This is a genomic window from Streptomyces sp. NPDC048521, assembly GCF_043199855.1.
Lineage (GTDB): Bacteria > Actinomycetota > Actinomycetes > Streptomycetales > Streptomycetaceae > Streptomyces.
In genome coordinates, this window is sequence record NZ_JBICWR010000017.1 from 1 (window position 1) to 25391 (window position 25391).

Annotated in this window: 13 protein-coding genes, 1 tRNA gene and 1 rRNA gene; 12 read left to right on the forward strand and 3 right to left on the reverse strand. The window is 71.1% G+C overall.

What is annotated here, in order from left to right; all coding sequences use genetic code 11:
- From rrf to ACGFRF_RS31580, 3 genes are all read left to right on the forward strand, one after another.
- Nucleotides 1–91, forward strand: a 5S ribosomal RNA gene (gene rrf / locus ACGFRF_RS31570); the annotation flags it as partial.
- Nucleotides 92–204: 113 nt separating this feature from the next.
- Nucleotides 205–867 carry a DegT/DnrJ/EryC1/StrS family aminotransferase gene (locus tag ACGFRF_RS31575; RefSeq protein WP_393746072.1) on the forward strand — a complete coding sequence of 221 codons (663 nt, stop codon included), beginning with the start codon at nt 205–207 and terminating at the stop codon, nt 865–867.
- A gap of 84 nt (nt 868–951) precedes the next feature.
- Nucleotides 952–1024 (forward strand) — tRNA-Thr (locus ACGFRF_RS31580).
- A 55-nt stretch (nt 1025–1079) separates the two neighbouring features.
- Here the strand turns inward: ACGFRF_RS31580 and ACGFRF_RS31585 are convergent.
- On the reverse strand, nt 1080–3839 hold the full coding sequence (locus ACGFRF_RS31585; RefSeq protein WP_393745802.1) for a SpoIIE family protein phosphatase: 2760 nt from the start codon (nt 3837–3839) through the stop codon (nt 1080–1082).
- 410 nt (nt 3840–4249) lie between these two features.
- On the opposite strand from ACGFRF_RS31585, the gene ACGFRF_RS31590 reads away from it, so the two are divergent.
- From ACGFRF_RS31590 to ACGFRF_RS31630, 9 genes are all read left to right on the forward strand, one after another.
- Nucleotides 4250–9709, forward strand: a complete 5460-nt coding sequence (locus ACGFRF_RS31590) for a HAMP domain-containing protein (RefSeq protein WP_393745804.1) — start codon at nt 4250–4252, stop codon at nt 9707–9709.
- A 292-nt stretch (nt 9710–10001) separates the two neighbouring features.
- Complete coding sequence (locus ACGFRF_RS31595) at nt 10002–10682, forward strand: two-component system response regulator (RefSeq protein ID WP_393745806.1); 681 nt, start codon at nt 10002–10004, stop codon at nt 10680–10682.
- A gap of 124 nt (nt 10683–10806) precedes the next feature.
- Nucleotides 10807–13554, forward strand: a complete 2748-nt coding sequence (locus tag ACGFRF_RS31600; protein WP_393745808.1) for a DNA translocase FtsK — start codon at nt 10807–10809, stop codon at nt 13552–13554.
- A gap of 279 nt (nt 13555–13833) precedes the next feature.
- Nucleotides 13834–14676, forward strand: coding sequence for a helix-turn-helix domain-containing protein (locus ACGFRF_RS31605; RefSeq protein ID WP_393745810.1), 843 nt, complete (start codon nt 13834–13836; stop codon nt 14674–14676).
- 94 nt (nt 14677–14770) lie between these two features.
- A complete protein-coding gene (gene rimO / locus ACGFRF_RS31610) occupies nt 14771–16243 on the forward strand; it encodes a 30S ribosomal protein S12 methylthiotransferase RimO (protein WP_393745812.1) in 1473 nt (490 codons plus the stop codon).
- Entirely contained in the window at nt 16240–17004 is a 765-nt protein-coding gene (gene pgsA, locus ACGFRF_RS31615; protein WP_393745814.1) for a CDP-diacylglycerol--glycerol-3-phosphate 3-phosphatidyltransferase, read from the forward strand. Before rimO ends, pgsA begins: the two co-directional genes overlap by 4 nt.
- Entirely contained in the window at nt 17001–17546 is a 546-nt protein-coding gene (locus tag ACGFRF_RS31620) for a CinA family protein (protein ID WP_393745816.1), read from the forward strand. Before pgsA ends, ACGFRF_RS31620 begins: the two co-directional genes overlap by 4 nt.
- A 109-nt stretch (nt 17547–17655) precedes the next feature.
- Complete coding sequence (locus ACGFRF_RS31625; RefSeq protein ID WP_393745818.1) at nt 17656–18024, forward strand: helix-turn-helix domain-containing protein; 369 nt, start codon at nt 17656–17658, stop codon at nt 18022–18024.
- A gap of 157 nt (nt 18025–18181) precedes the next feature.
- A complete protein-coding gene (locus ACGFRF_RS31630) occupies nt 18182–18652 on the forward strand; it encodes a Dps family protein (RefSeq protein WP_393745820.1) in 471 nt (156 codons plus the stop codon).
- Nucleotides 18653–19444: 792 nt separating this feature from the next.
- Here ACGFRF_RS31630 and ACGFRF_RS31635 read toward each other — a convergent pair.
- Together ACGFRF_RS31635 and ACGFRF_RS31640 are read right to left on the reverse strand one after the other, a co-directional pair.
- Complete coding sequence (locus ACGFRF_RS31635; RefSeq protein WP_393745822.1) at nt 19445–20290, reverse strand: Fpg/Nei family DNA glycosylase; 846 nt, start codon at nt 20288–20290, stop codon at nt 19445–19447.
- Between the two features lie 45 nt (nt 20291–20335).
- The gene (locus tag ACGFRF_RS31640; RefSeq protein WP_393745824.1) at nt 20336–25342 is read right to left on the reverse strand and encodes an ATP-dependent helicase; all 5007 of its coding nucleotides are present in this window, start codon (nt 25340–25342) and stop codon (nt 20336–20338) included.
- Nucleotides 25343–25391: the final 49 nt, after the last annotated feature.

The window sequence follows — 25391 nt, forward strand, 5'->3', positions numbered from 1 at the left end:
GCCCGGTTACATTCCGAACCCGGAAGCTAAGCCTCACAGCGCCGATGGTACTGCAGGGGGGACCCTGTGGGAGAGTAGGACACCGCCGAACAATTATTAAAAGGTCGGATCCTGAACTTCGGTTCGGGGTCCGGCCTTTTTTTGGTTCGCTTAACGTGTCGTTCACGTCGCCCGCCCAGCATCCCAGGCATGGGAACTGCAGCCATGCTCAGGGCCGCCGGCGTCGGAGTCGGTGACGAGGTCGTCGTACCGGCCTTCGGGAACGTCGAGCTCGCCGGGGCCGTGACCCTGGTCGGCGGGCTCCCCGTGTTCGCCGACATAGATCCGCTGACCTACTGCCTCGACCCGGACGCGGTCGAAGCAGCCATAACCTCGCGTACCGCCGCGGTCGTTGTCGTACACCGCTTCGGACGGCGGGCGGACACCGGGCGGTTGCACGCGCTCGGGCAGCGGCACGGGCTGCTGGTGCTGGAGCAGGGCGAGTCCGAGACGCCGTACGACGAGATGGCGCAGCGCAGGGAACGTGCCGCGTATCTCGACGCCAGACTCAAGGGCGTACGGACGCCGGACGGCGGAGACGGGCACACCTATCAGCAGTACGTCGTGCGCGTTCCGGGGAACGGCCGGCCGGACCGGGACGCGTTCGCCCGTGCCGTACGGGCCAAGGGAGTTGAGTGCCGAGTGCCGGTGAAGACGCCTGTGCACCGGCTGCCGGAGTTCCGTCGCAGCGTCTCGTTGCCGCAGACCGAGCTGGCCGCCGACGAGACGCTCGCGCTTCCCGTGGACGCCTCGCTCACCAAGCGGGAGATGCAGCGCATCGTGTCCGCCTGCAACGCACTCGGCGGACTGCTCCAGCCCGCCTTCTGAACGGTCACCGAACGAGTTTGGGAAGTCGGGCCTGTTCGGGGTACAGTTTCTTCGTCGCTACGGAGGAAACCCCGAAAGCGACAGGCCCCTATAGCTCAGTCGGCAGAGCGTCTCCATGGTAAGGAGAAGGTCAACGGTTCGATTCCGTTTGGGGGCTCACGTAATAAAGGCCCCACCCTTCCGGGTGGGGCCTTTTCTCATGCCTCCCTGCTTCATGCCTCCGTGTGGAATCCCGGCACCCGCATCGCCAGAATCGCCATGTCGTCGGACGGGGCGTCCGACGCGAAGCGTTCCACCGCGCGCATGATGCGCGCCGCCACCGCGCCCGCCGTGAGGCCCGTGCAGGTGGTGAGGACATCGGCGAGGCCGTCGTCGCCCAGCATGCGCGTGCCCTCGCGGCGTTCGGTGACGCCGTCCGTGACGCAGAGCAGCACGTCACCGGGGTCCAGGGTGAGTGTCTCCTCGTACAGCTCCAGATCCTCCATGACGCCCAGGAGGGGCTGTGGTTCGGCCGCCGCCACCACCGTGCCGTCCTGGCGCAGGCGCAGCGGGAGCGGGTGGCCGGCGCAGACGACCTTCAGATCGGCACTGCCGTCCTGCTGCGGGCGCAACTCGCCGTAGAGGAGGGTCAGGAAGCGACTGCGGTCGCCCTCGTCGAGGATCGCGGAGTTCAGGCGCTCCAGTACGGCCGGGCCGCTCAGGCCCTCGCGGGCCAGCAGGCGCAGCGCGTGCCGGGCCAGGCCGGTGACCGCAGCCGCGTTGGGGCCCGTACCGCAGACGTCGCCGATGGCGAAGCCGTACGCGCCCTCGCCGATGGGGAAGACGTCGTAGAAGTCGCCGCCGACCTCGTTGCCCTCGCCGGCCGCGCGGTAGATGACCTCGACCTCGACGCCGTCGATGTGCGGCGTGCCGGGCGGGAGCAGGCTGCGCTGGAGGGCCTGGCTGATGGCCGTGCGCTCCGAGTACAGGCGGGCGTTGTCCAGGGCGAGGGCGGCCCGGCGGCTCAGGTCCTCGGCGAGTTCCAGGATCTCCTGGCGGAAATGCTCGTCGGTGGGCTTGCCGAGGGTCAGCATGCCGATGACGCGGTTGCGGGCCACGAGCGGCAGCACGACCGTCTCGCCGCCGACCGCGCCGGCCGTCGCCAGTGTCGGCCCGATGCCCGAGGACACCTGGCGCGTGGGGCCGCCGGACAGTCCGAGGCTGCGCATGGAGGTGCGCAGGGCGGCCTGGTGGGCGACCTCGGCGGGGGCGGTCCAGACGCGGGCGCCGGGGGTCGGGACCGGGTCCGGCGGCGGGATCTTCGACAACAACGACTTGATGCCGTCGATGAGTTCCTCGTCCTCGTGCAGGACGTAGGACAGGTACGGCTCGGAGGCCTGGTCGGCGATCGTGTACACCGCGCACCAGGTGGCCAGCGTCGGTACCGTCATCTGGGCCATCAGCGCCAGCGTCTGATCGCGGTCCAGGGTGCCGGCCAGCAGGTCGGAGGCTTCGACCAGGAAGCTGAGGGAGCCGCGGCGCAGCCGCTCCAGCTCGCCCAGGCGGGCCGACTCGACGGCCAGGGCGATCCGGTCGGCGGCGAACTGCAGGCGCAGTGCCTCCTCGTTGGAGTACCGGCCGGGTGCCTCCGCGGCGACGCCGAGGGAGCCGGTGAGGCGGCCCTCGACCTTGAGCGGGACCGTGACGACCGAGCGCATGCCGGTACCGGCCAGGAGGGGGACGGCGCCGGGTACGGCCGACAGGTCGTCGTGGACGGCGGGCATGCGCGCGGAGCCGTAGCGGCCCGGGCCGGCTTCGACGGGGACGCGGGCGAAGCGCTGGCGGGCGGAGGGCAGGCCGGTGGAGGCGCGGACCTCCAGCTCGGTCTCGTCGTCGGTGGCCAGGAGCAGGAACGCGGAGTCGGCGTCGAGCATGTCGCGGGCGCGTTCCACCGTGCGCTGCAGCAGGCCGTCGAGGTCGTCCGGGGCGGGCGAGCCGATGAACACCTCGAAGGGGTCGGTGCTCTGCCCGTCGGCGGACTGGGGCTGGTCGGTGGCCGGGACGCGCGACGGCGTCTGCAGGACGGCGCGTTCGTGGTCCCGTACCAGGAGGCAGACGGTGGAGGGCTCTCCGCCGGTGTCGCGGACCCGGAGGTGGGAGGCGTACACCCGGACGACCCGGCCGTCGGCGCCGCGGATGCCGTAGCTGCCCTCCCAGCGCGAGAGCTGGAGCGCCTCGGCGACGCCGGTGCTGGTGCCCGGGGTGTGCGGCCAGGCCGCGAGTTCGGTGAGGGGCTTGCCGATGGCCTCGGCCGCCGGGTAGCCGAAGAGTTCCTCGGCGTCCTCGTTCCAGGCGTTGACGGAGCCCTTCCGGTCGACCTGGAGGACCGCGACGCGCACCCGGCTGTCGGCCAGCGGGAGGAGGTCGGGGGGCAGGGACGGCCCGGCCGTGCGGGTGCCGACCGCGCGTTCGGGCGGGTTGAGCTGGAACCAGACGTTCTTGTGGGTGGGCGTGTAGTCCACGCCCCAGCGGGTGGCCAGGGCCGCGCACAGCTGCAGGCCGCGGCCGCCCTCCCGGTCGGGGCTGCCCATGGTGACGGAGGAGTTCTGGAGGGGGACCTCGCGTTCCGGGTACCGGTCGGAGACCTCGATGCGCACGCCGTCCTCGGTGCGCAGGCACAGCACCTCCGCGTGCGTGCCCGCGTGGACGACCGCGTTGGTCACCAGCTCGCTGGTCAGGACGACCGCGTCGTCGACGATGTCGGCGAAGCCCCAGCCCTGAAGGGTGTCGCGGACGAAGGACCGGGCGGTCGCGACCGACCGCCCGACGGGCTCGAAGCTGGCGGCCGCGCGCGCGGTGATCACAGAACTCCTCGGCCGATTGTCGATATGCACATCTGCGGGGCCGGCCGGCTCGCGCCGCTGCTGCGGCATCAGCTCACCCGTCGGCTGTGGCTCCGGGGGCTGTCCCCCGGGGATCAGTCCGGTGGTCATGGTCTGCGGCCGCCCCTCCGATGCCCGCTCGTGCTCGTGCCACCGCCCAGGCCGGTCGGGACCGGTGTGGCTGGACAGCCGCATGCAAGGTTACTTACCTTCGCCGTCCGAGCGGATGCCGGTCGCCGGTGTTTACCCCCCAGGGTGTGCGGACGATGTGCGAAGCTGCCGAACTGTTATGGCCTGGTTCGGCCGGGGTGAAACACTGGGCAAGCTTCTGATGAAGGTCGGGTCGGCCTGCGTGCGTTCCGTGCGCGGCGGGCAGCAGCCCTTGGTGTGGCCGGATCTCGTCTGGCAGAAATACGCAGCAGTAACCGGTACGCGGAAGTAACCGGTATGCCGATGACCGGCACGCCGGGCCGATGCGGCCGAGCACAGCAGTAACGGTCTACCCCTCCGGGAGGGACACAGTGGAGTCTGGCGCGGCGACGCGGGGCACGAAGACGCGCGCGAAAGGCGGACCGTCCCTGGGCAGGAGCGGCGGCACCACCGCCGTGGACACAGCTGCCCTGAACCGGCTGCTGGCCGCTCTGGTGGCGATGCGTGACGGGAACTTCCGCAAGCGGCTCACGGTGTCCGGGGACGGCGTGATCTCGGAGATCGCGGCCGTCTTCAACGAGGTCGCCGACCGGAATCTGCATCTGACCGGTGAGCTGTCGCGGGTGCGGCGCATGGTCGGGCGTGAGGGAAAACTCACGGAACGGCTGGAGACGGGGGCCTGCGAGGGCTCCTGGGCGACCGCCATCGACAACTCCAACGCGCTGGTCGACGATCTCGTCCGGCCCGTGTCGGAGGTCAGCCGGGTGCTCACGGCGGTCGCCGAGGGCGATCTGTCGCCGCGGATGGAGCTGCGGACACAGGCGCCGGACGGCGGTACGGGGCATCCGCTGCGGGGTGAGTTCCTGAAGGTCGGCCGTACCGTCAACAACCTGGTCGACCAGTTGTCGACGTTCACGGACGAGGTCACGCGCGTGGCCAGCGAGGTCGGCACCGAGGGCAAGCTCGGCGGGCAGGCCCGGGTGCGCGGAATGTCCGGTTCGTGGAAGGACCTGACCGAGTCCGTCAACACCATGGCGGACCGGCTGACCGCTCAGGTGCGGGACATCGCGCTGGTGACCACGGCGGTGGCCAAGGGTGACCTGTCGCGCAAGGTGACCGTCCATGTCGCCGGCGAGATGCTGGAGCTGAAGAACACCGTCAACACGATGGTGGACCAGCTGTCGGCCTTCTCCTCCGAGGTCACGCGGGTGGCCCGGGAGGTGGGCACCGAGGGCATCCTGGGCGGCCGGGCGCAGGTGCCCGAGGTGGCCGGTGTGTGGAAGGAGCTGACCGACTCCGTCAACACCATGGCCGGCAACCTGACCGCCCAGGTGCGCGGGATCTCACAGGTGACGACCGCGGTCGCCAACGGTGATCTGTCCCAGAAGGTGACGGTTCCGGCGCGCGGTGAGGTGGCGCAGCTCGCCGAGACGATCAACCAGATGACCGAGACGCTGCGGATCTTCGCCGACGAGGTCACGCGGGTGGCGAACGAGGTCGGAGCGGAGGGCAGGCTCGGCGGGCAGGCGAACGTGCCGGGCGCCGCCGGTACCTGGAAGGACCTGACGGACTCCGTCAACACGGTCTTCCGGAACCTGACCACGCAGGTGCGCGACATCGCCGCGGTGACGACCGCGGTGGCCAGCGGCGACCTGTCGCAGAAGGTCACCGTGGACGTGGCCGGCGAGATGCTGGAGCTGAAGAACACCGTCAACGGCATGGTGGACCAGCTGTCGGCGTTCGGTGCCGAGGTGACGCGCGTCGCGCGGGAGATCGGGGTCGAGGGTGAGCTGGGCGGGCAGGCGCAGGTGCCGGGCGCGGCCGGTACGTGGAAGGACCTGACGGACTCCGTCAACACCGCATTCCGCAACCTGACCGGCCAGGTGCGCAACATCGCCCAGGTGACCACCGCGGTGGCCAACGGCGACCTGTCCCAGAAGGTCACCGTCGACGTCTCCGGCGAGATGCTCCAGCTGAAGAACACCGTGAACCGGATGGTGGACCAGCTGTCGAGCTTCGCCGATCAGGTGACGCGGATGGCCCGGGACGTGGGTACGGAGGGCCGCCTGGGCGGTCAGGCCCGGGTGGACGGCGTCTCGGGCACGTGGAAGGAGCTGACGGACTCCGTCAACTTCATGGCCGGCAACCTGACGTCCCAGGTGCGGCAGATCGCCCAGGTGACGACGGCCGTGGCGCGCGGTGATCTGTCGCAGAAGATCGACGTCGACGCGCGGGGCGAGATCCTCGAGCTGAAGAACACGATCAACACGATGGTCGATCAGCTGTCCGCCTTCGCCGACCAGGTGACCCGGGTGGCCCGGGACGTGGGTACCGAGGGCCGGCTCGGCGGGCAGGCGCAGGTGCCCGGTGTCGCCGGTGTGTGGCGGGACCTCACCGATTCCGTGAACGGCATGGCCGGCAACCTCACCGCCCAGGTGCGCAACATCGCCCAGGTCGCCACCGCCGTGGCCCGCGGTGACCTCTCGCAGAAGATCACCGTGGACGCGCGCGGGGAGATCCTGGAGCTGAAGAACACCCTGAACACGATGGTCGACCAGCTGTCGTCGTTCGCCCAGGAGGTCACGCGGGTGGCCCGTGAGGTGGGCACCGAGGGCATGCTGGGCGGCCAGGCCGAGGTCCAGGGCGTCTCCGGCACCTGGAAGGACCTCACGCAGTCCGTGAACTTCATGGCGAACAACCTGACGATCCAGGTGCGCAACATCGCCGAGGTCACGACCGCGGTGGCCAAGGGCGACCTGTCCAAGAAGATCACCGTTGACGCGAAGGGCGAGATCCTTGAGCTCGTCACGACGGTCAACACGATGGTCGACCAGCTGTCCAGCTTCGCCGAGCAGGTGACCCGGGTGGCCCGTGAGGTGGGCACCGAGGGCATCCTGGGCGGCCAGGCGCACGTGCCGGGTGTCACCGGTATCTGGAAGGACCTCAGCAACAACGTCAACCTGATGGCCAACAACCTGACCATGCAGGTGCGGAACATCTCCCAGGTGGCGGCGGCGGTCGCCAACGGTGACCTGACGCGTCAGGTGACGATCGAGGCGCGCGGCGAGGTCGCGCAGCTCGCCGACACCATCAACACCATGGTCAAGACGCTGAGTTCGTTCGCCGACCAGGTCACCAAGGTGGCCCGTGAGGTGGGCACGGACGGCATCCTCGGCGGCCAGGCGCATGTACCGGGTGTGGCCGGTACCTGGAAGGACCTCACCGAGTCCGTGAACCAGATGGCGTCCAACCTGACCGGTCAGGTGCGCAACATCGCCATGGTCACCACGGCCATCGCCAAGGGTGACTTGACCAAGAAGATCGACATTGACGCGCGGGGCGAGATCCTCGAGCTGAAGACGACGATCAACACGATGGTCGACCAGCTGTCCAGCTTCGCCGAGGAGGTCACGCGGGTGGCCCGCGAGGTGGGCACCGAAGGGCAGCTCGGCGGTCAGGCACGCGTGCGTGACGTCGACGGCACCTGGCGGGACCTGACCGAGTCGGTGAACGAGATGGCCGGGAACCTGACCCGGCAGGTGCGTGCCATCGCGCGCGTGGCGACCGCGGTGACCCGCGGCGACCTGAACCTGAAGATCGACGTGGACGCGTCCGGTGAGATCCAGGAACTGCAGGACTACATCAACAAGATGATCGCCAACCTGCGCGACACCACGATCGCCAACAAGGAGCAGGACTGGCTCAAGGGCAACCTCGCCCGCATCTCCGCGCTCATGCAGGGCCGCCGGGACCTGGAGGACGTGGCCTCGCTGATCATGAGCGAGCTGACTCCGGTGGTGTCCGCGCAGCACGGCGCGTTCTTCCTCGCGATGCCGCTCATGGAGGGCAAGGACATCGTCGGCGGTGAGGACGACTACGAGCTGCGCATGCTGGGGTCGTACGGCTACTCGATGGGCTCCATGCCGACGTCGTTCCGGCCGGGTGAGGCGCTGATCGGGACGGCCGCCCAGGAGAAGCGGACGATCCTCGTGGACAACGCGCCCAGCGGCTATCTGAAGATCTCCTCCGGGCTCGGCGAGGCGCCGCCCGCGCAGGTGATCGTGCTGCCGGTGCTGTTCGAGGGCAAGGTGCTCGGCGTGATCGAGCTGGCCTCGTTCACCCCCTTCACGCAGATCCAGCGGGACTTCCTCAACCAGATCGCCGAGATGATCGCGACCAGCGTCAACACCATCTCGGTCAACACCAAGACCGAACAGCTGCTGAAGCAGTCGCAGGAGCTGACCGAGCAACTGCGCGAGCGTTCGGCCGAGTTGGAGAACCGGCAGAAGGCGCTGCAGGCGTCCAACGCCGAACTGGAGGAGAAGGCCGAGCTTTTGGCCCGGCAGAACCGGGACATCGAGGTGAAGAACACCGAGATCGAGGAGGCCCGGCAGGTCCTCGAGGAGCGTGCCGAGCAGCTCGCGGTGTCGATGCGCTACAAGAGCGAGTTCCTCGCGAACATGTCGCACGAGCTGCGCACCCCGCTCAACTCGCTGCTGATCCTGGCCAAGCTCCTCGCCGACAACGCCGAGGGGAACCTGTCGCCGAAGCAGGTGGAGTTCGCGGAGACCATTCACGGCGCCGGCTCCGACCTGCTCCAGCTGATCAACGACATCCTCGACCTGTCGAAGGTCGAGGCGGGCAAGATGGACGTCTCCCCGACGCGCATCGCGCTCGTCCAGCTCGTGGACTACGTGGAGGCCACCTTCCGGCCGCTGACCGCCGAGAAGGGCCTGGATCTGTCCGTACGGGTCTCGCCGGAGCTGCCGGCGACGCTGCACACCGACGAGCAGCGGCTGCTGCAGGTGCTGCGGAACCTGCTGTCGAACGCGGTGAAGTTCACCGACTCCGGGTCGGTGGAGCTGGTGATCCGGCCCGCCGGGTCGAATGTGCCGCAGTCCATCCGGGAGCAGCTGCTGGAGGCCGGTTCGCTGACCGACGCGGACGGCGAGCTGATCGCGTTCTCGGTGACGGACACGGGCATCGGCATCGCGGCCAGCAAGATGCGGGTGATCTTCGAGGCGTTCAAGCAGGCGGACGGCACGACGAGCCGCAAGTACGGCGGGACCGGTCTCGGGCTGTCGATCTCGCGGGAGATCGCGCAGCTGCTCGGCGGCGAGATCCACGCGCAGAGCGAGCCGGGCCGCGGCTCGACGTTCACGCTGTATCTGCCGCTGCACCCGAGCGAGCTGCCGCCGCAGGGCTACCAGCAGTCCGTGCCCCCGCTGGAGGCCGGTGAGCTGGTCGCCTCCCAGTCGGAGCGGTCCTCGGAGCTGTCCGCCGTGGAGATCGAGACCCCGGCCGAGGTGAAGTCGTACCGCGACACGCAGAACGGTCCCGCGGCGCTGTTCCGGCGCCGCCGCCGGAGCCTGCCGCGCGGCGAACAGCGGTCCGAGCAGTGGACGGCGATCCCCGAGCAGGAGAGCGCGCCGCAGCCGGCCCGGACGGTGCGGTTCGGCGGCGAGAAGGTGCTGATCGTCGACGACGACATCCGGAACGTGTTCGCGCTCACCAGCGTCCTGGAGCAGCACGGACTGTCGGTGCTGTACGCGGAGAACGGCCGCGAGGGCATCGAGGTGCTGGAGCAGCACGACGACGTGGCGGTCGTCCTGATGGACATCATGATGCCGGAGATGGACGGGTACGCGACGACCACGGCGATCCGCAGGATGCCGCAGTTCGCCGGGCTGCCGATCATCGCGCTGACCGCGAAGGCCATGAAGGGCGACCGGGAGAAGGCGATCGAGTCGGGCGCCTCCGACTACGTCACCAAGCCGGTCGACCCGGACCACCTGCTGGCGGTGATGCAGCAGTGGATGGGCACGGAGTGACGGCGAGGCGCGCGCTGGGCCCGACGAGCGGAGCGGACGTGGACGTCGCGGGAACCTTCGGCGTGCCCGGGGAGTTGTCGGATCACAGGGGCCGTGGACGTGTGGGAATCCCGGATTCCGGGAACCATCCGGGCTGCCGCCGCGTTTCCGTTGCGTGCACAGTGACATCGCGGTGACAGGGTGTGGCGACAGGTGGGGTGCGGCTACGATGACCGGCACAAGGACGGGCGGCGAAAGGGAGTCGTCCCCTGGGGCGGCGCCCGGTGTACCGCCGGGGCGAGGAGGGCGGGCCATGGTGCAGAAGGCCAAGATCCTCCTGGTCGATGACCGGCCGGAGAATCTGCTGGCGCTGGAGGCCATCCTCTCTGCGCTCGATCAGACGCTGGTACGGGCATCGTCCGGGGAGGAAGCGCTCAAAGCACTGCTCACGGACGATTTCGCGGTCATTCTGCTGGATGTCCAGATGCCGGGTATGGACGGTTTCGAGACCGCCGCGCACATCAAGCGGCGCGAGCGGACCCGGGACATCCCGATCATCTTCCTCACGGCGATCAACCACGGCCCGCACCACACCTTCCGGGGGTACGCGGCCGGCGCGGTGGACTACATCTCCAAGCCGTTCGACCCGTGGGTGCTGCGTGCGAAGGTCTCGGTCTTCGTCGAGCTGTACATGAAGAACTGCCAGCTGCGGGAGCAGGCGGCGCTGCTGCGTCTGCAGTTGGAGGGCGGTGGCAAGGGCGCGGTCGGCGGCAAGGAGTCCGCCGGGCTGCTCGCCGAGCTGTCCGCGCGGCTCGCGGCCGTGGAGGAGCAGGCCGAGGCGCTGTCCAAGCAGCTGGACGACGACTCGGCGGACGCGGCCGCGGTGGCCACGGCGGCCCACCTGGAGCGCAAACTCACCGGCCTGCGCCGCGCGCTCGACGCCCTGGAGCCGGGCACGGGTGCCGGTGGTGCCTCCGTACCGGCGCAGAACTGACGTGGGCGCGGGCCACAGTTGCCCATGAGCCTGCGTCAGTTCCGTGCCTCGGTAGGGGCGACACGAACGGGTGAAGCAGTGGGCACACGTGTCCGCGGTCGTCTCCCCCGGTAACCTCACACCCATGGCCTCACGTCCCTCCGCAGCCAAGAAGCCGCCCGCGAAGAAGGCGGCCGCTCCCGCGAAGGCTCCGGCGAAGAAGGCCGTCGCGAAAAAGGCACCGGTCAAGAAGGCGCCCGCCAAGAAGGCGGCGAAGAAGTCCGCGCCGCCGAAGCCGGTCCCGAGCCCCACCGGGGGCGTGTACCGGCTCGTACGCGCCGTCTGGCTCGGCCTCGCGCACGCCGTCGGCGCTGTCTTCCGCGGCATAGGGCAGGGTGCGAAGAACCTCGACCCGGCCCACCGCAAGGACGGCGTGGCGTTGCTGCTGTTCGGCATCGCGCTGATCGTCGCCGCCGGTACCTGGGCCGACCTGAAGGGCCCGGTCGGCGATCTGGTGGAGATCCTGGTCACCGGCGCCTTCGGCCGGCTCGACCTGCTGGTTCCCATACTGCTCGCGGTGATCGCCGTACGGTTCGTCCGGCACCCCGAGAAGCCGGAGGCCAACGGCCGGATCGTGATCGGCCTGTCCGCGCTCGTCGTCGGTGTGCTCGGCCAGGTCCACATCGCCTGCGGCTCGCCCGCCCGCAGCGCCGGCATGCAGGCGATAAGGGACGCCGGCGGCCTCATCGGCTGGGCGGCGGCGACCCCGCTGACGTACACGATGACCGACGTGCTCGCCGTTCCCCTGCTGGTGCTGCTGACGGTCTTCGGTCTGCTCGTGGTGACCGCCACGCCGGTCAACGCCATCCCGCAGCGGTTGCGCGCGCTCGGCGTGAGCCTGGGCGTACTGCGCGACCCGCTGGAGACGGAACTCACCGAGGACGACGAGCGCTACGCCGAACAGTGGCGCGAGGCGCTGCCCGCGCGCCCCCGCAAGCGCTCGAGCGCCCCTCGGGCGTACGACCCCGACGGCGCCGAGGCGGAGGCCCTCTCGCAGCGCCGCGGCCGCCCCCGGCGCTCCGCCGTGCCCCAGCCGGACCCGCAGCGGCAGATGGACGCCGTGGACGTCGCGGCGGCCGCAGCTGCCGCGCTCGACGGTGCCGTCCTGCACGGCATGCCGCCGTCCCCGCTCGTCGCCGACCTCACCCAGGGCGTCAGCGCCGGCGACCGCGAGGACACCACCCCGGTGCCCACGCCCACACCGGTCCCCACGCCGGCCCCCGCGCCCTCGCCGGTCCCGGCCGCGCGCCCCAAGCAGGAGAAGATCGCGTCCGGGTCCGTACCGGACCTCACCAAGAAGGCCCCCGAGGAGCCCCGGGAGCTGCCCGCGCGCGCGGAGCAGCTCCAGCTCTCCGGTGACATCACCTACGCGCTGCCCTCCCTGGACCTGCTGACCCGCGGCGGCCCCGGCAAGGCGCGCAGCGCCGCCAACGACGCCGTCGTCGCCTCGCTCACCCAGGTCTTCACCGAGTTCAAGGTCGACGCCGCCGTCACCGGCTTCACCCGCGGCCCGACGGTCACCCGCTACGAGGTCGAACTCGGCCCCGCCGTGAAGGTGGAGCGGATCACCGCGCTGACCAAGAACATCGCGTACGCGGTCGCCAGCCCCGACGTGCGGATCATCAGCCCCATCCCCGGCAAGTCCGCGGTGGGCATCGAGATCCCGAACACCGACCGGGAGATGGTCAACCTCGGCGACGTGCTGCGCCTCGCGGAGTCCGCCGAGGACGACGACCCGATGCTGGTCGCGTTCGGCAAGGACGTCGAGGGCGGGTACGTGATGCACTCGCTGGCGAAGATGCCGCACATGCTGGTCGCCGGTGCGACGGGCTCCGGCAAGTCGTCCTGCATCAACTGCCTGATCACCTCGGTCATGATGCGGGCGACCCCGGAGGACGTCCGGATGATCCTGGTCGACCCCAAGCGTGTCGAGCTGACCGCCTACGAGGGCATCCCGCACCTGATCACGCCGATCATCACCAACCCCAAGCGGGCCGCCGAGGCGCTGCAGTGGGTCGTGCGCGAGATGGACCTGCGCTACGACGACCTCGCGGCGTACGGCTACCGGCACATCGACGACTTCAACCGCGCGGTGCGCGAGGGCAAGGTCAAGCCGCCCGAGGGCAGCGAGCGGGAGCTGCAGCCGTACCCGTACCTGCTGGTGATCGTGGACGAGCTGGCCGACCTGATGATGGTCGCCCCGCGCGACGTCGAGGACGCGATCGTGCGCATCACGCAGCTCGCGCGCGCGGCCGGCATCCACCTGGTGCTCGCCACCCAGCGGCCCTCGGTCGACGTGGTCACGGGCCTGATCAAGGCCAACGTGCCCTCCCGGCTGGCCTTCGCCACCTCCTCGCTGGCCGACTCCCGGGTCATCCTCGACCAGCCCGGCGCCGAGAAGCTGATCGGCAAGGGCGACGGTCTGTTCCTGCCGATGGGCGCGAACAAGCCGACCCGTATGCAGGGCGCGTTCGTGACCGAGGAGGAGGTCGCGGTCGTCGTCCAGCACTGCAAGGACCAGATGGCGCCGGTCTTCCGGGACGACGTCACCGTGGGGACCAAGCAGAAGAAGGAGATCGACGAGGACATCGGCGACGACCTCGACCTGCTGTGCCAGGCGGCCGAGCTGGTCGTCTCCACCCAGTTCGGGTCCACGTCCATGCTCCAGCGCAAGCTGCGGGTGGGCTTCGCCAAGGCCGGGCGGCTGATGGACCTCATGGAGTCCCGCAACATCGTGGGACCGAGCGAGGGTTCCAAGGCACGTGACGTTCTCGTGAAGCCTGATGAACTGGACGGCGTGCTCGCGCTGATTCGCGGGGAGTCTGAGGGGTAACGCGAAGGGCCGTTCGGCGGAGCACGGTTACGCCGGGCGGTGGGATCGTCGTGACCCACCCGTTAGAGATAGGTGAGCAACCGTTTCCCTTTGTGGTACGTCCAGTTGAGCGAGGGAACAGGTAAGGGTCTCATCCAGGGGTACCTGCCTGTCCAGCCGCCGGAATGTCGGGCCATTCCGATGGCGTACAAAGTCAGACCGCCCGGTTGCCCCACCCTTTCGTACCCCCCCTAGACTGAGCTTCCAGCACAGGTGGCTACACGCTCGAAAGGCGCCCCCGTGTCCATCGGCAACTCCCCTGAAGACGAGCGTTCGTTCCAAGACGAGTCCCAGGAAGCCCGTCCCTCCGTGGGCCGTGCCCTTCAGCAGGCGCGGATCGCGGCCGGGCTCACCGTGGACCATGTCAGCAGTGCCACTCGTGTTCGCATCGCCATCGTGCACGCCATCGAGGCGGACGACTTCGCCCCCTGCGGCGGCGACGTGTACGCCCGCGGGCACATCCGCACGCTGGCCAAGGCCGTCCATCTCGATCCTGAGCCGCTGATCGCCCAGTATGACGCCGAGCACGGCGGCCGTCCCGCGCCCACCCCCGCCGCACCTCTGTTCGAGGCGGAGCGGATCCGTCCCGAGCGGCGCGGACCGAACTGGACCGCGGCGATGGTCGCCGCGATCGTCGTGGTGATCGGCTTCGTCGGGTTCACCGCGTTCAAGGGCGGCGGTGGCGACAGCGACGCCAAGTCGCAGGTCGCCGACGGCGCCACCCCCGCCACCAGCAAGTCCGCCTCGCCCAAGCCCAAGAAGGAGAAGCCCGCCGAGCCGACCGGCGAGCCCACCGACAGCGCCATCGCCGCCGCCCCCCAGGACAAGGTCACCGTCCAGGTCAGCGCGGCGGACGGGCGCAGCTGGATCTCGGCCAAGGACCACAACGGCCGGATGCTCTTCGACGGGCTGCTGAAGAAGGGCCAGTCCAAGACCTTCCAGGACAGCTCCAAGATCAACCTGATCCTCGGTGACGCGGGCGCGATCCAGCTCTACGTCAACGGCAAGAAGATCCAGGACAACTTCCAGCCGGGCGCGGTGCAGCGTCTCACGTACACGAAGGGCGACCCCGAGGCCGGATGAGGCGCCCTTCGGGGGAGCGGATGTGACGGGGTTGGCCAAGATCGGCCAACCCCGTCGACGTGGGGTGTCGGCGAGACAAAGTAGTCTTGAGCCCATGCCTGAACGCCGTACCGTCGCACTCGTCACTCTTGGCTGCGCTCGTAACGAGGTGGACTCCGAGGAGCTCGCAGGCCGTTTGGAGGCGGACGGCTGGCAGCTCGTCGAGGACGCCGCGGACGCCGACGTCGCCGTGGTCAACACCTGCGGCTTCGTCGAAGCCGCCAAGAAGGACTCCGTCGACGCCCTGCTGGAAGCCAACGACCTCAAGGACCACGGCAGAACCCAGGCCGTCGTGGCGGTGGGCTGCATGGCCGAGCGGTACGGCAAGGAACTGGCCGAGGCGCTGCCCGAGGCCGACGGCGTGCTCGGCTTCGACGACTACGCGGACATCTCCGACCGCCTGCAGACCATCCTGTCCGGCGGCATCCACGCCGCCCACACCCCGCGTGACCGTCGCAAGCTGCTGCCGATCAGCCCCGCCGAGCGGCAGGAATCGGCCGCCTCGGTCGCGCTGCCCGGTCACGGCCCGGCCGACCTCCCCGAGGGCGTGGCGCCCGCCTCCGGCCCGCGCGCGCCCCTGCGCCGGCGCCTGGACGGCTCCCCGGTCGCCTCGGTCAAGCTCGCCTCCGGCTGCGACCGGCGCTGCTCCTTCTGCGCCATCCCGTCCTTCCGCGGCTCCTTCATCTCGCGCCGCCCCAGCGACGTGCTGAACGAGACCCGCTGGCTGGCCGAGCAGGGCGTGAAGGAGGTCATGCTGGTCTCCGAGAACAACACCTCCTACGGCAAGGACCTGGGCGACATCCGCCTGCTGGAGTCCCTGCTGCCGGAGCTGGCCGAGGTCGACGGCATCGAGCGGGTGCGGGTGAGCTACCTGCAGCCGGCCGAGATGCGCCCGGGCCTGATCGACGTCCTGACCTCCACCCCGAAGGTCGTCCCGTACTTCGACCTGTCCTTCCAGCACTCCGCGCCGGACGTGCTGCGCGCCATGCGCCGCTTCGGCGACACCGACCGCTTCCTGGAACTGCTGGACACGATCCGCGGCAAGGCGCCCGAGGCCGGCGTGCGCTCCAACTTCATCGTCGGCTTCCCCGGCGAGAGCGAGTCCGACCTCGCCGAGCTGGAGCGCTTCCTGAACGGCGCCCGCCTGGACGCCATCGGTGTCTTCGGCTACTCCGACGAGGAGGGCACGGAGGCGGCGACGTACGACAACAAGCTGGACGAGGACGTGGTAGCCGAGCGCCTGGCCCACATCTCCCGGCTGGCCGAGGACCTGGTCTCGCAGCGCGCCGAGGAGCGCGTCGGCGAGACCGTGCACGTCCTGGTGGAGTCCGTGGACGACGAGGAGGGCGTGTACGGGCGTGCCGCACACCAGGCGCCGGAGACGGACGGCCAGGTGCTGCTCACGAGCGGCGCGGGCCTGAGTGTCGGACGTATGGTCGAGGCGAAGGTGGTCGGCACGGAAGGCGTCGACCTGGTGGCCGAGCCGCTGACCGGCTCGCTCGCGTGTAGTGAGGAGGCGGGCAGATGACCGGAGTCCCGGCATCCGCCGCGGGCGGCTCCTCCGGTGCGCAGGGCGCCCGGGGTTCCGCCGCCGCTGCCGACGGCGTTGCTTCCGAGGTCTCCGGTTCTGCTCCTGGCTCCGACGCGACGACCGACGCGAAGCCCGCGCGCGGCGGGAAGATCGCGGCCGCGGCCGTCAACCAGGCGAGCGTGTGGAACGTCGCCAATCTGCTGACGATGCTCCGGCTCCTCCTGGTGCCCGGCTTCGTGGCGCTGATGCTGGCCGACGGCGGCTACGACCCGGCCTGGCGCTCGCTGGCCTGGGCGGCCTTCGCCGTCGCCATGATCACCGACCTGTTCGACGGGCATCTGGCGCGCACCTACAACCTGGTCACCGACTTCGGGAAGATCGCCGACCCCATCGCCGACAAGGCGATCATGGGGGCGGCGCTCATCTGTCTGTCCGCCCTGGGTGATCTGCCGTGGTGGGTGACGGCCGTGATCCTCGGCCGGGAACTCGGCATCACACTGCTGCGTTTTCTGGTCATCCGCTACGGCGTGATCCCCGCCAGCCGCGGCGGCAAGCTCAAGACGCTCACCCAGGGCGTCGCCGTCGGGATGTACGTCCTGGCGCTGACCGGGTGGCTGGCCACCATGAGGTTCTGGGTGATGGCCGTGGCCGTCGTCCTCACCGTCGCCACCGGCCTCGACTACGTGAGACAAGCCATTGTGCTGCGCAGGCGGGGAATCGCCGAGCGCGCGGCAGCGTTGGAGGAGAAGGAAGCGTGAGTTCCCCGGCCACCGAACTGGTGCGACTACTGACTGTGAGGGGCGAGACCCTTGCTGTCGCCGAGTCCCTCACCGGTGGCCTGGTAGCGGCGGAGATCACGGGTGTGCCCGGAGCGTCCAAGGTGTTCCGGGGCTCGGTCACCGCCTACGCGACGGAACTCAAGCACGAGCTGCTGGGTGTCGACGCCGCCCTGCTGACGCAGCGTGGAGCGGTGGATCCGCAGGTCGCCGGCCAGATGGCGGCCGGGGTACGCAAGGCGCTGGGTGTCGACTGGGGCATCGCGACGACCGGAGTGGCCGGCCCCGATCCGCAGGACGGCAAGCCGGTCGGGACGGTGTTCGTGGCCGTCGACGGGCCGCTCACCGCCCGCCCCGGTTCTGCCGGTGGCGGAAAAGTGGAGGCCCTGCGGTTGAACGGCAGCCGTGCGGAAATTCGTATGGAGAGTGTACGGAGCGTACTCGCAGTGCTTCTGGAGCAGCTTGCGGGCGAACAGACTGGGAATGAGCGGGCACAGGATACGGAACGGAACGGGGGGTTTTGATGTTTGCAGCCCTGAGTGAACACGACATCGCTCCCCGCACGGCCGCGGCGCAAGGCGGTACGGTGGGGCGAGAAGGATGCGGCTACGCGGTCCGAGGAGGGAGCCACCGATGATTCTGCTCCGTCGCCTGCTGGGTGACGTGCTGCGTCGGCAGCGCCAACGCCAGGGCCGTACTCTGCGCGAAGTCTCCTCGTCCGCCCGAGTCTCACTCGGCTATCTCTCCGAGGTGGAGCGGGGGCAGAAGGAGGCTTCCTCCGAACTGCTCTCCGCCATCTGCGACGCGCTGGACGTACGGATGTCGGAACTCATGCGAGAGGTGAGCGACGAGCTGGCGCTCGCCGAACTGGCCCAGTCCGCCACCGAGCCTGTGCCCACGCCGGTCCGTCCGATGCTGGGTTCCGTGTCGGTGACCGGTGTGCCACCGGAACGGGTGACCATCAAGGCGCCCGCGGAGGCGGTGGACGTGGTCGCCGCGTGACGCCGGCGTGCGCGGCTTAGCCACCCGATACGAACGAAGCCCCGGTCGGCTTCCCGGAGAGACCTGGGAAGCCGGCCGGGGCTTTCGCGTTGCCGGTGCCGGGTGGTGCGGTCATGGTGGAGGAACGTGACAGGCGCCCGAGCACCGGAGGAAGCGGATGTACGTCGTGAAGAGCCCGTTGGCCGACGCCGACCTCAAGACCGTGTCCGAGGCGCTGCAGGGCGCCCTCGTCGACCTGGTGGACCTCTCACTGGTGGCCAAGCAGATCCACTGGAACGTCGTCGGTCCCCGCTTCCGGTCCATCCACCTCCAGCTCGACGAGGTCGTCGCCTCCGCCCGCACCCACTCCGACACGGTCGCCGAGCGGGCCTCGGCGCTGGGCGTCCCGCCCGACGGGCGCGCCGCGACGGTGTCCTCCGGCAGCGGCATCAAGACCACTCCGGCCGGCTGGATCAAGGACGGGGACGCGGTCGGGGCGATGGTGGACGCGCTCGGCGCGGTGATCACGCGGATGCGCGGGCGGGTGAACGCGACCGGGGACGCGGACCCGGTGTCGCAGGACATCTTCATCGGGATCACGGCGGATCTCGAGAAACATCACTGGATGTTCCAGGCGGAGCACGCCTGACGCGGCCGACTCCCAGATGACCCAGCCCATCCGCGGGACGGGACCGTCTGCGTCCGTGTGCCCTCCATGCGCCCTCTTGGTGGCCGAGGACACCGATTAGCGTCCGGCAGGAGGTGATGGCGGGCATGGTGGGGCGGATCGTGCGGACGAGGCCGGCAGTGCGCTGGGCGGTTGCTCTCGGATTCGGCGCGGCGTGGTGGTGGGCCGTGCTGCGACTCGCCCTCGGAGAGGGGGCGGGCGTGGTGGAAGGGGCCGTCGCGGCCGGTGGCTGGGGGCTGAGTCTGCTACCGGTGCACTGTGTTCCCAAGGGGAGCGCGGCCGGGGCCGTGCCGCCGGGGCGCCGGGCCGGCGCCCGGCGGACGGGGCACGTCACCACGGCATCACCACGCCTCCGTCCGGGCGGAGAATCCGACGTGTCGTAGAGCCGACGCGTCCGACGCCGGAAACAGCACCGCGTGGGCGACGTACTCCGGCTCACCGATCCGGCCCAGCGGGAGCCGCCCGCGGCGGATGCCGCAGGTGTGCATGGGCGGTCGCCGCGGTCCGTGATCAGCGACGCCGTCCGTGCAGACGCCCGCGTCCCGGTCGGCGCAGTGCACTGTCCCTCCCGCCTCGGCGAGCAGGACGGCGGAGGCCCGCACCGGTGCCGCCGGCGGCTCCGGTGACGAACGTGGGCCCGGTGAGGTCGTACGCCGTGAGGGGCATGGGGGTCGGCACGAGCATCTCGGCCGGGTCGTCCATTGGTGCGGGGTTGCCGAGGCCAGTGGGGAGGCGGTCGGTCCGCGTGGGGCGTCAGACGGTGCGGCGGGGGTAGCGGTCCCGCCATCGCTGGGGTGCTCCCGGTGCCGGGGCGGGGCCCGACTGGCAGGTGGGGCACCAGTACGTGGGCCGGTCCTGAGAGCCGTCGCCCTGGTCGGCCACCCGCACCGAGGTGTGGCAGCGCAGGCAGGGCCGGGGCGCGCGGCCGTACACGAACAGGTCGTGCCGGTGCAGACCCGTGGTCTGCCGGACCGGGCGGTCGCGGTTCATCTCCAGCAGTCTCTGGGCGAGGCCGGGCAGCTTCTCGGCGCGGTCCGCCGGGAGCGCGCCGACCGGCAGCCAGGGCGTCACGCCGAGCAGGAAGCACAGCTCGCTCTTGTAGACATTGCCGATCCCGGCCAGATTGCGTTGGTCGAGCAGGGCCTCGCCGAGCGGGCGGGCAGGGTCCGCGAGAAGGTTGGCCAGGGCGCGCTCCGGATCCCAGTCCGGGCCGAGCAGGTCGGGGCCCAGGTGGCCGACGGCCCGCTCCTCGTCGGCGGTGCGCAGCAGCTCCAGGACCTGGAGGCGGTAGCCGACGGCCATGCGGTCGGCGGTACCGAGGATGGCCCGGATCTGGTGCGCCGGTCCGCCTCGCCAGCGCTCGCCCGTGCCGTACACCTTCCACGACCCCTCCATGCGCAGATGCGTGTGCAGGGACAGGCCGCCCTCGAAGCGGGTGAGCAGGTGTTTGCCGCGCGCGATCGTGTCGATGACCCCGCGGCCGGTGAGGTCGACCGTGGCGTACTTCGGCACCCGGAAGTCGCTGCGGGTCAGTGCCTTGCCCGCGAGGGCCTCGTGCAGCCGCCTCGCGGCCTGCCAGACCGTGTCACCTTCGGGCATGCGTCAAGGGTCCCACGATGGGGTGACAGGGATGCACGGTGCCACTCACGCTCTCAGGCGCATGCCGCGCGGTGTCGCGACGAACCCCGCCGCCTCCAGGAGGGTGCCTATGGGGGAGGTCAGGGCCTGGACGCCGTTGATCCGCTCGACCGTGACCGTGCCGAGGGAGCCCGCGCGGGCGGCCGCGGCCAGAGCCTCGGCGGCCGTACGCAGACGCGGGTCGTCCGTGGCGGCGGTGTCCGGGCCGGCGGGCCAGGCCAGCAGGGTCTTGCCGCCGCGCTCCATGTACAACGTCAGCTCTCCCTCCACCAGGACGACCAGCGAGCCCGCCTTGCGGCCGGGCTTGTGCCCGGCGCCGGTCGGCGGCTCCGGCCAGGGCAGGGCCGCGCCGTAGGCGTTCGCGGGGTCGGCCGCGGCGAGGACCGCGGCACGGGTGTCGGCTGAGGGCGCACGGCCACGGCCGTAGCTCCGGTTCCCGGTCGGGCCGTAGGCGCTGGCCCCGCCTCCTCGGGGGCCGCCGTAGCCGGGGGAGGCGAAGGGGTCGGCGAGATCACGCGGGGATACGTGCTCGCCGTCGGCGGTGGGGTGGTTCGTCGGCGGCCAGCTGAAGTCGCCGTCGAGGCCGGGGTGGGCGAAGCCGCCGTCGGCTCCGTCGAAGGCGCCGGGGGGTGTATGGCCGTGCGGGGTGCCGTCGGTGCCGGTACCGCTCAGGGGGGTGAATGCGTCCGCGAGGGCCGGATCGGTGAAGGCGTCCGGGGGGCCCGGGGTGGTGAAGCCGTTCCCGGGGCCCGGGGCGGGCAGCGTCTCGCCCCGTTCGCGGGCGTTGGACACGGCGCGCAGGCGGTCCACCGCGCCATCCATGGCGAACTGGGCCGCGCCGAGTCCCTCGACCACGTAACCGCGCCTCGCCTGGCCGCTTTCCTCGAACGCCGACAGCACGCGGTACACCGCCGAGAAGCCACCCTCGACACCCTCCGCGGCGACCGCTCCCCGGGTGACCACGCCATGCCGGTCGAGGAGGGTACGGGCCAGCGCGTGCGCGCGCACGGTGGCATCCGGTTCGGTGGCAGGCAGCAGCGACCAGCGCCCGGCGACCGTCGGCGGGCCGGTCCGGGACGCGGTGCGGGCGGCGGCCGTCAGGGAGCCGTAGCGGCCGCGCGGGACGCTGCGCTTGGCGCGGTGGGCCGTCGAGCCCGCCGTACGGCCCGATCCCAGCAGGGAACGCATCGGCGCCAGGGTGTCGTTGGTGAGCCGGCCCGACCAGGCCAGGTCCCACAGCGCGTCGGCCAGTTGGGGGTCGGTGACCTCCGGGTGCGTGGTGGCCCGGACCTGGTCGGCGATCTGACGGAAGAACAGACCGTACCCGCCGGAGAGGGCGTCGAGGACGGACTGGTGCAGCGCGGTCAGCTCCAGGGGGTGCGGTGGCGGCAGCAGCAGCGGGGCCGCGTCGGCCAGATAGAGGGAGACCCAGCCGTCCTTGCCGGGCAGGGCGCCTGCGCCGGCCCACACCACCTCGCCCGCCGCGGTCAGCTCGTCGAGCATCGACGGTGTGTAGTTCGCCACGCGGGAGGGCAGGACCAGCTTCTCCAGCGCGGAGGCGGGCACGGAGGCGCCCTGCAACTGCTCGATGGCGCGCACCAGTCCGTCGACGCCCCGCAGCCCATGCCCCTTGCCGATGTGCTGCCACTGCGGCAGGAACTGGGCCAGCGCGGCCGGTGACACGGGCTCCAGCTCGTGGCGCAGCGCCGCCAGGGAACGGCGGCGCAGGCGGCGCAGTACGGCCGCGTCGCACCACTCCTGGCCGATGCCCGCCGGGTGGAACTCGCCCTGGACGACCCGGCCGTTCGCCGCGAGCCGCTGCAGGGCGCCCTCGGTGACCGCGACGCCCAGACCGAATCGGGCCGCCGCGGTGGCCGACGTGAACGGCCCGTGGGTACGGGCGTACCGCGCGAGGAGGTCACCCAGCGGGTCCTTGACCGGTTCGGTGAACGCCTCGGGGACGCCTACCGGCAGCGCCGTGCCGAGCGCGTCACGCAGCCGGCCCGCGTCCTCGACCGCCGCCCAGTGGTCGGCACCGGCGATGCGGACCTTGATGGCCCGGCGGGCGCCGGCCAGGTCCCGCGCCCACTGCGGGTCCGCGCCCCGCGCGACCAGTTCGGCGTCGGTCAGCGGACCGAGCAGCCGCAGGACGTCGGCGACGCCCTCGACGTCCTTGACCCGGCGGTCCTCGGTGAGCCACTGGAGTTCGCGCTCCAGCTCGGTCAGCACCTCCGCGTCGAGCAGTTCGCGCAGCTCCGCCTGGCCCAGCAGTTCGGCCAGCAGCCGGGAGTCCAGGGAGAGCGCGGCGGCGCGGCGCTCGGCGAGCGGGGAGTCGCCCTCGTACAGGAACTGGGCGACATACCCGAAGAGCAGGGAGCGGGCGAACGGGGACGGCTCCGGGGTGGTGACCTCGACCAGACGCACCTTGCGGGACTCGATGTCGCCCATCAGCTCGACGAGACCGGGGACGTCGAAGACGTCCTGGAGGCACTCCCGGACCGCTTCCAGAACGATCGGGAACGAGCCGAACTCGCTCGCCACCTGAAGCAGTTGCGCCGCGCGCTGGCGCTGCTGCCACAGCGGGGTGCGCTTGCCGGGGTTGCGGCGCGGCAGCAGCAGCGCGCGGGCCGCGCACTCACGGAACCGGGCGGCGAACAGGGCCGAGCCGCCGACCTGGTCCGTGACGATCTGGTCGACCTCGCCCTTGTCGAAGACGGTGTCCGCCGCGCCCACGGGGGCCTGCTCGCTGTCGTACTCGGTGCCGCTCTTCGCCGGCTCCTGGTCGAGCAGGTCCAGGCCCATCAGGTCGGCGTCGGGCAGGCGCAGCACGATGCCGTCGTCGGCGTGCATGACCTGCGCGTCCATGCCGTACCGCTCGGACAGGCGGGCGCCGAGGGCGAGGGCCCAGGGGGCGTGGACCTGGGCGCCGAACGGGGAGTGCACGACCACCCGCCAGTCGCCCAGCTCGTCGCGGAAGCGCTCCACGACGATCGTGCGGTCGTCCGGGACGTGGCCGCAGGCCTCGCGCTGCTCGTCCAGGTAGGACAGCACGTTGTCCGCCGCCCACGCGTCCAGGCCCGCGGCGAGCAGGCGCAGCCGGGCGTCGTCCTTGGACAGCGAGCCGACCTCGCGCAGGAACGCGCCCACCGCGCGGCCCAGTTCCAGCGGGCGGCCCAGCTGGTCGCCCTTCCAGAACGGCAGCCGGCCCGGCACGCCCGGCGCGGGGGAGACCAGGACCCGGTCGCGGGTGATGTCCTCGATGCGCCAGGAACTCGTGCCCAGGGTGAAGACGTCCCCCACCCGGGACTCGTAGACCATCTCCTCGTCCAGTTCGCCGACCCGGCCGCCGCCCTTCTTGGGATCGGAACCGGCGAGGAAGACGCCGAACAGGCCGCGGTCGGGGATCGTGCCGCCGGAGGTGACGGCGAGCCGCTGGGCGCCCGGGCGGCCGGTGACGGTGCCGGCCACGCGGTCCCACACCACGCGCGGGCGCAGTTCGGCGAACGCGTCGGACGGGTAGCGGCCGGCCAGCATGTCGAGGACCGCCGTGAAGGCCGACTCGGGCAGCGAGGCGAAGGGCGCCGCGCGGCGGACCACGGCGAGCAGATCGTCGAACTGCCAGGTGTCCAGGGCGGTCATCGCGACCAGTTGCTGCGCGAGCACGTCCAGCGGGTTCGCGGGCACCTTCAGGGACTCGATCGAGCCCGAGCGCATCCGCTCGGTGACCACGGCCGCCTGCACGAGGTCACCCCGGTACTTGGGGAACACCACACCGGTGGAGACGGCACCCACCTGGTGCCCCGCGCGGCCGACGCGCTGGAGCCCGGAGGCCACCGACGGCGGGGACTCGACCTGCACGACGAGATCCACGGCGCCCATGTCGATGCCCAGCTCCAGACTGGACGTGGCGACCACGGCGGGCAGCCGGCCCGCCTTCAGGTCCTCCTCGACCAGCGCGCGCTGCTCCTTGGAGACCGAGCCGTGGTGCGCGCGGGCGATCACCGGGGGAGCGCCCTGGGCCGCGCCCGAGCCGCCCATCAGCTCGGCGGGGGAGTGGTGCTCGTCCAGGGTCTCGCCGGTCGCACGCTCGTACGCGATCTCGTTGAGCCGGTTGCACAGTCGCTCCGCCAGACGCCGGGAATTGGCGAACACGATCGTGGAGCGGTGGGACTGGACCAGGTCGGCGATCCGCTCCTCCACATGCGGCCAGATCGACGGCCGCTCCCCGCCGTCGGCGGCGTCGGCCGCCGGTGAGCCGCCCAGTTCGCCCATGTCCTCGACCGGGACGACCACCGACAGGTCGAACTCCTTGCCGGACTCCGGCTGGACGATCTCCACCTTGCGGCGCGGGGACAGATAGCGGGCGATCTCGTCGACCGGGCGCACGGTCGCCGACAGGCCGATCCTGCGGGCCGGCTTCGGCAGCAGCTCGTCCAGGCGCTCAAGGGAGAGCGCCAGGTGGGCGCCGCGTTTGGTGCCCGCGACCGCGTGCACCTCGTCCAGGATCACCGTCTCCACGCCCGTCAGCGCGTCACGCGTGGCCGAGGTCAGCATCAGGAACAGCGACTCGGGGGTGGTGATGAGGATGTCCGGAGGCCGCGTGGACAGGGCACGCCGCTCGGCGGCCGGGGTGTCGCCGGAACGGATGCCGACCCGGACCTCCGGCTCGGACAGGCCCAGGCGCACGGACTCCTGGCGGATGCCGGTCAGCGGGCTGCGCAGGTTGCGCTCGACGTCGACCGCGAGGGCCTTCAGCGGGGACACGTACAGCACCCGGCAGCGCTTCTTCGGGTCGGCCGGGGGCGGGGTCGAGGCCAGCTGGTCCAGGGCGGCCAGGAACGCGGCCAGCGTCTTGCCGGAGCCGGTCGGGGCGACCACCAGCACGTCCGAGCCCTGGCGGATGGCCTGCCACGCGCCCGCCTGGGCCGCGGTGGGCGCGGAGAACGCCCCCGTGAACCATCCGCGGGTCGCTGGCGAGAAGCCATCGAGGGCTCGGTGTGCGGAGCTGACCATGCGTCCATCCTGCACCCGGCCACTGACAATCACGCTGACCTGCGCAAAC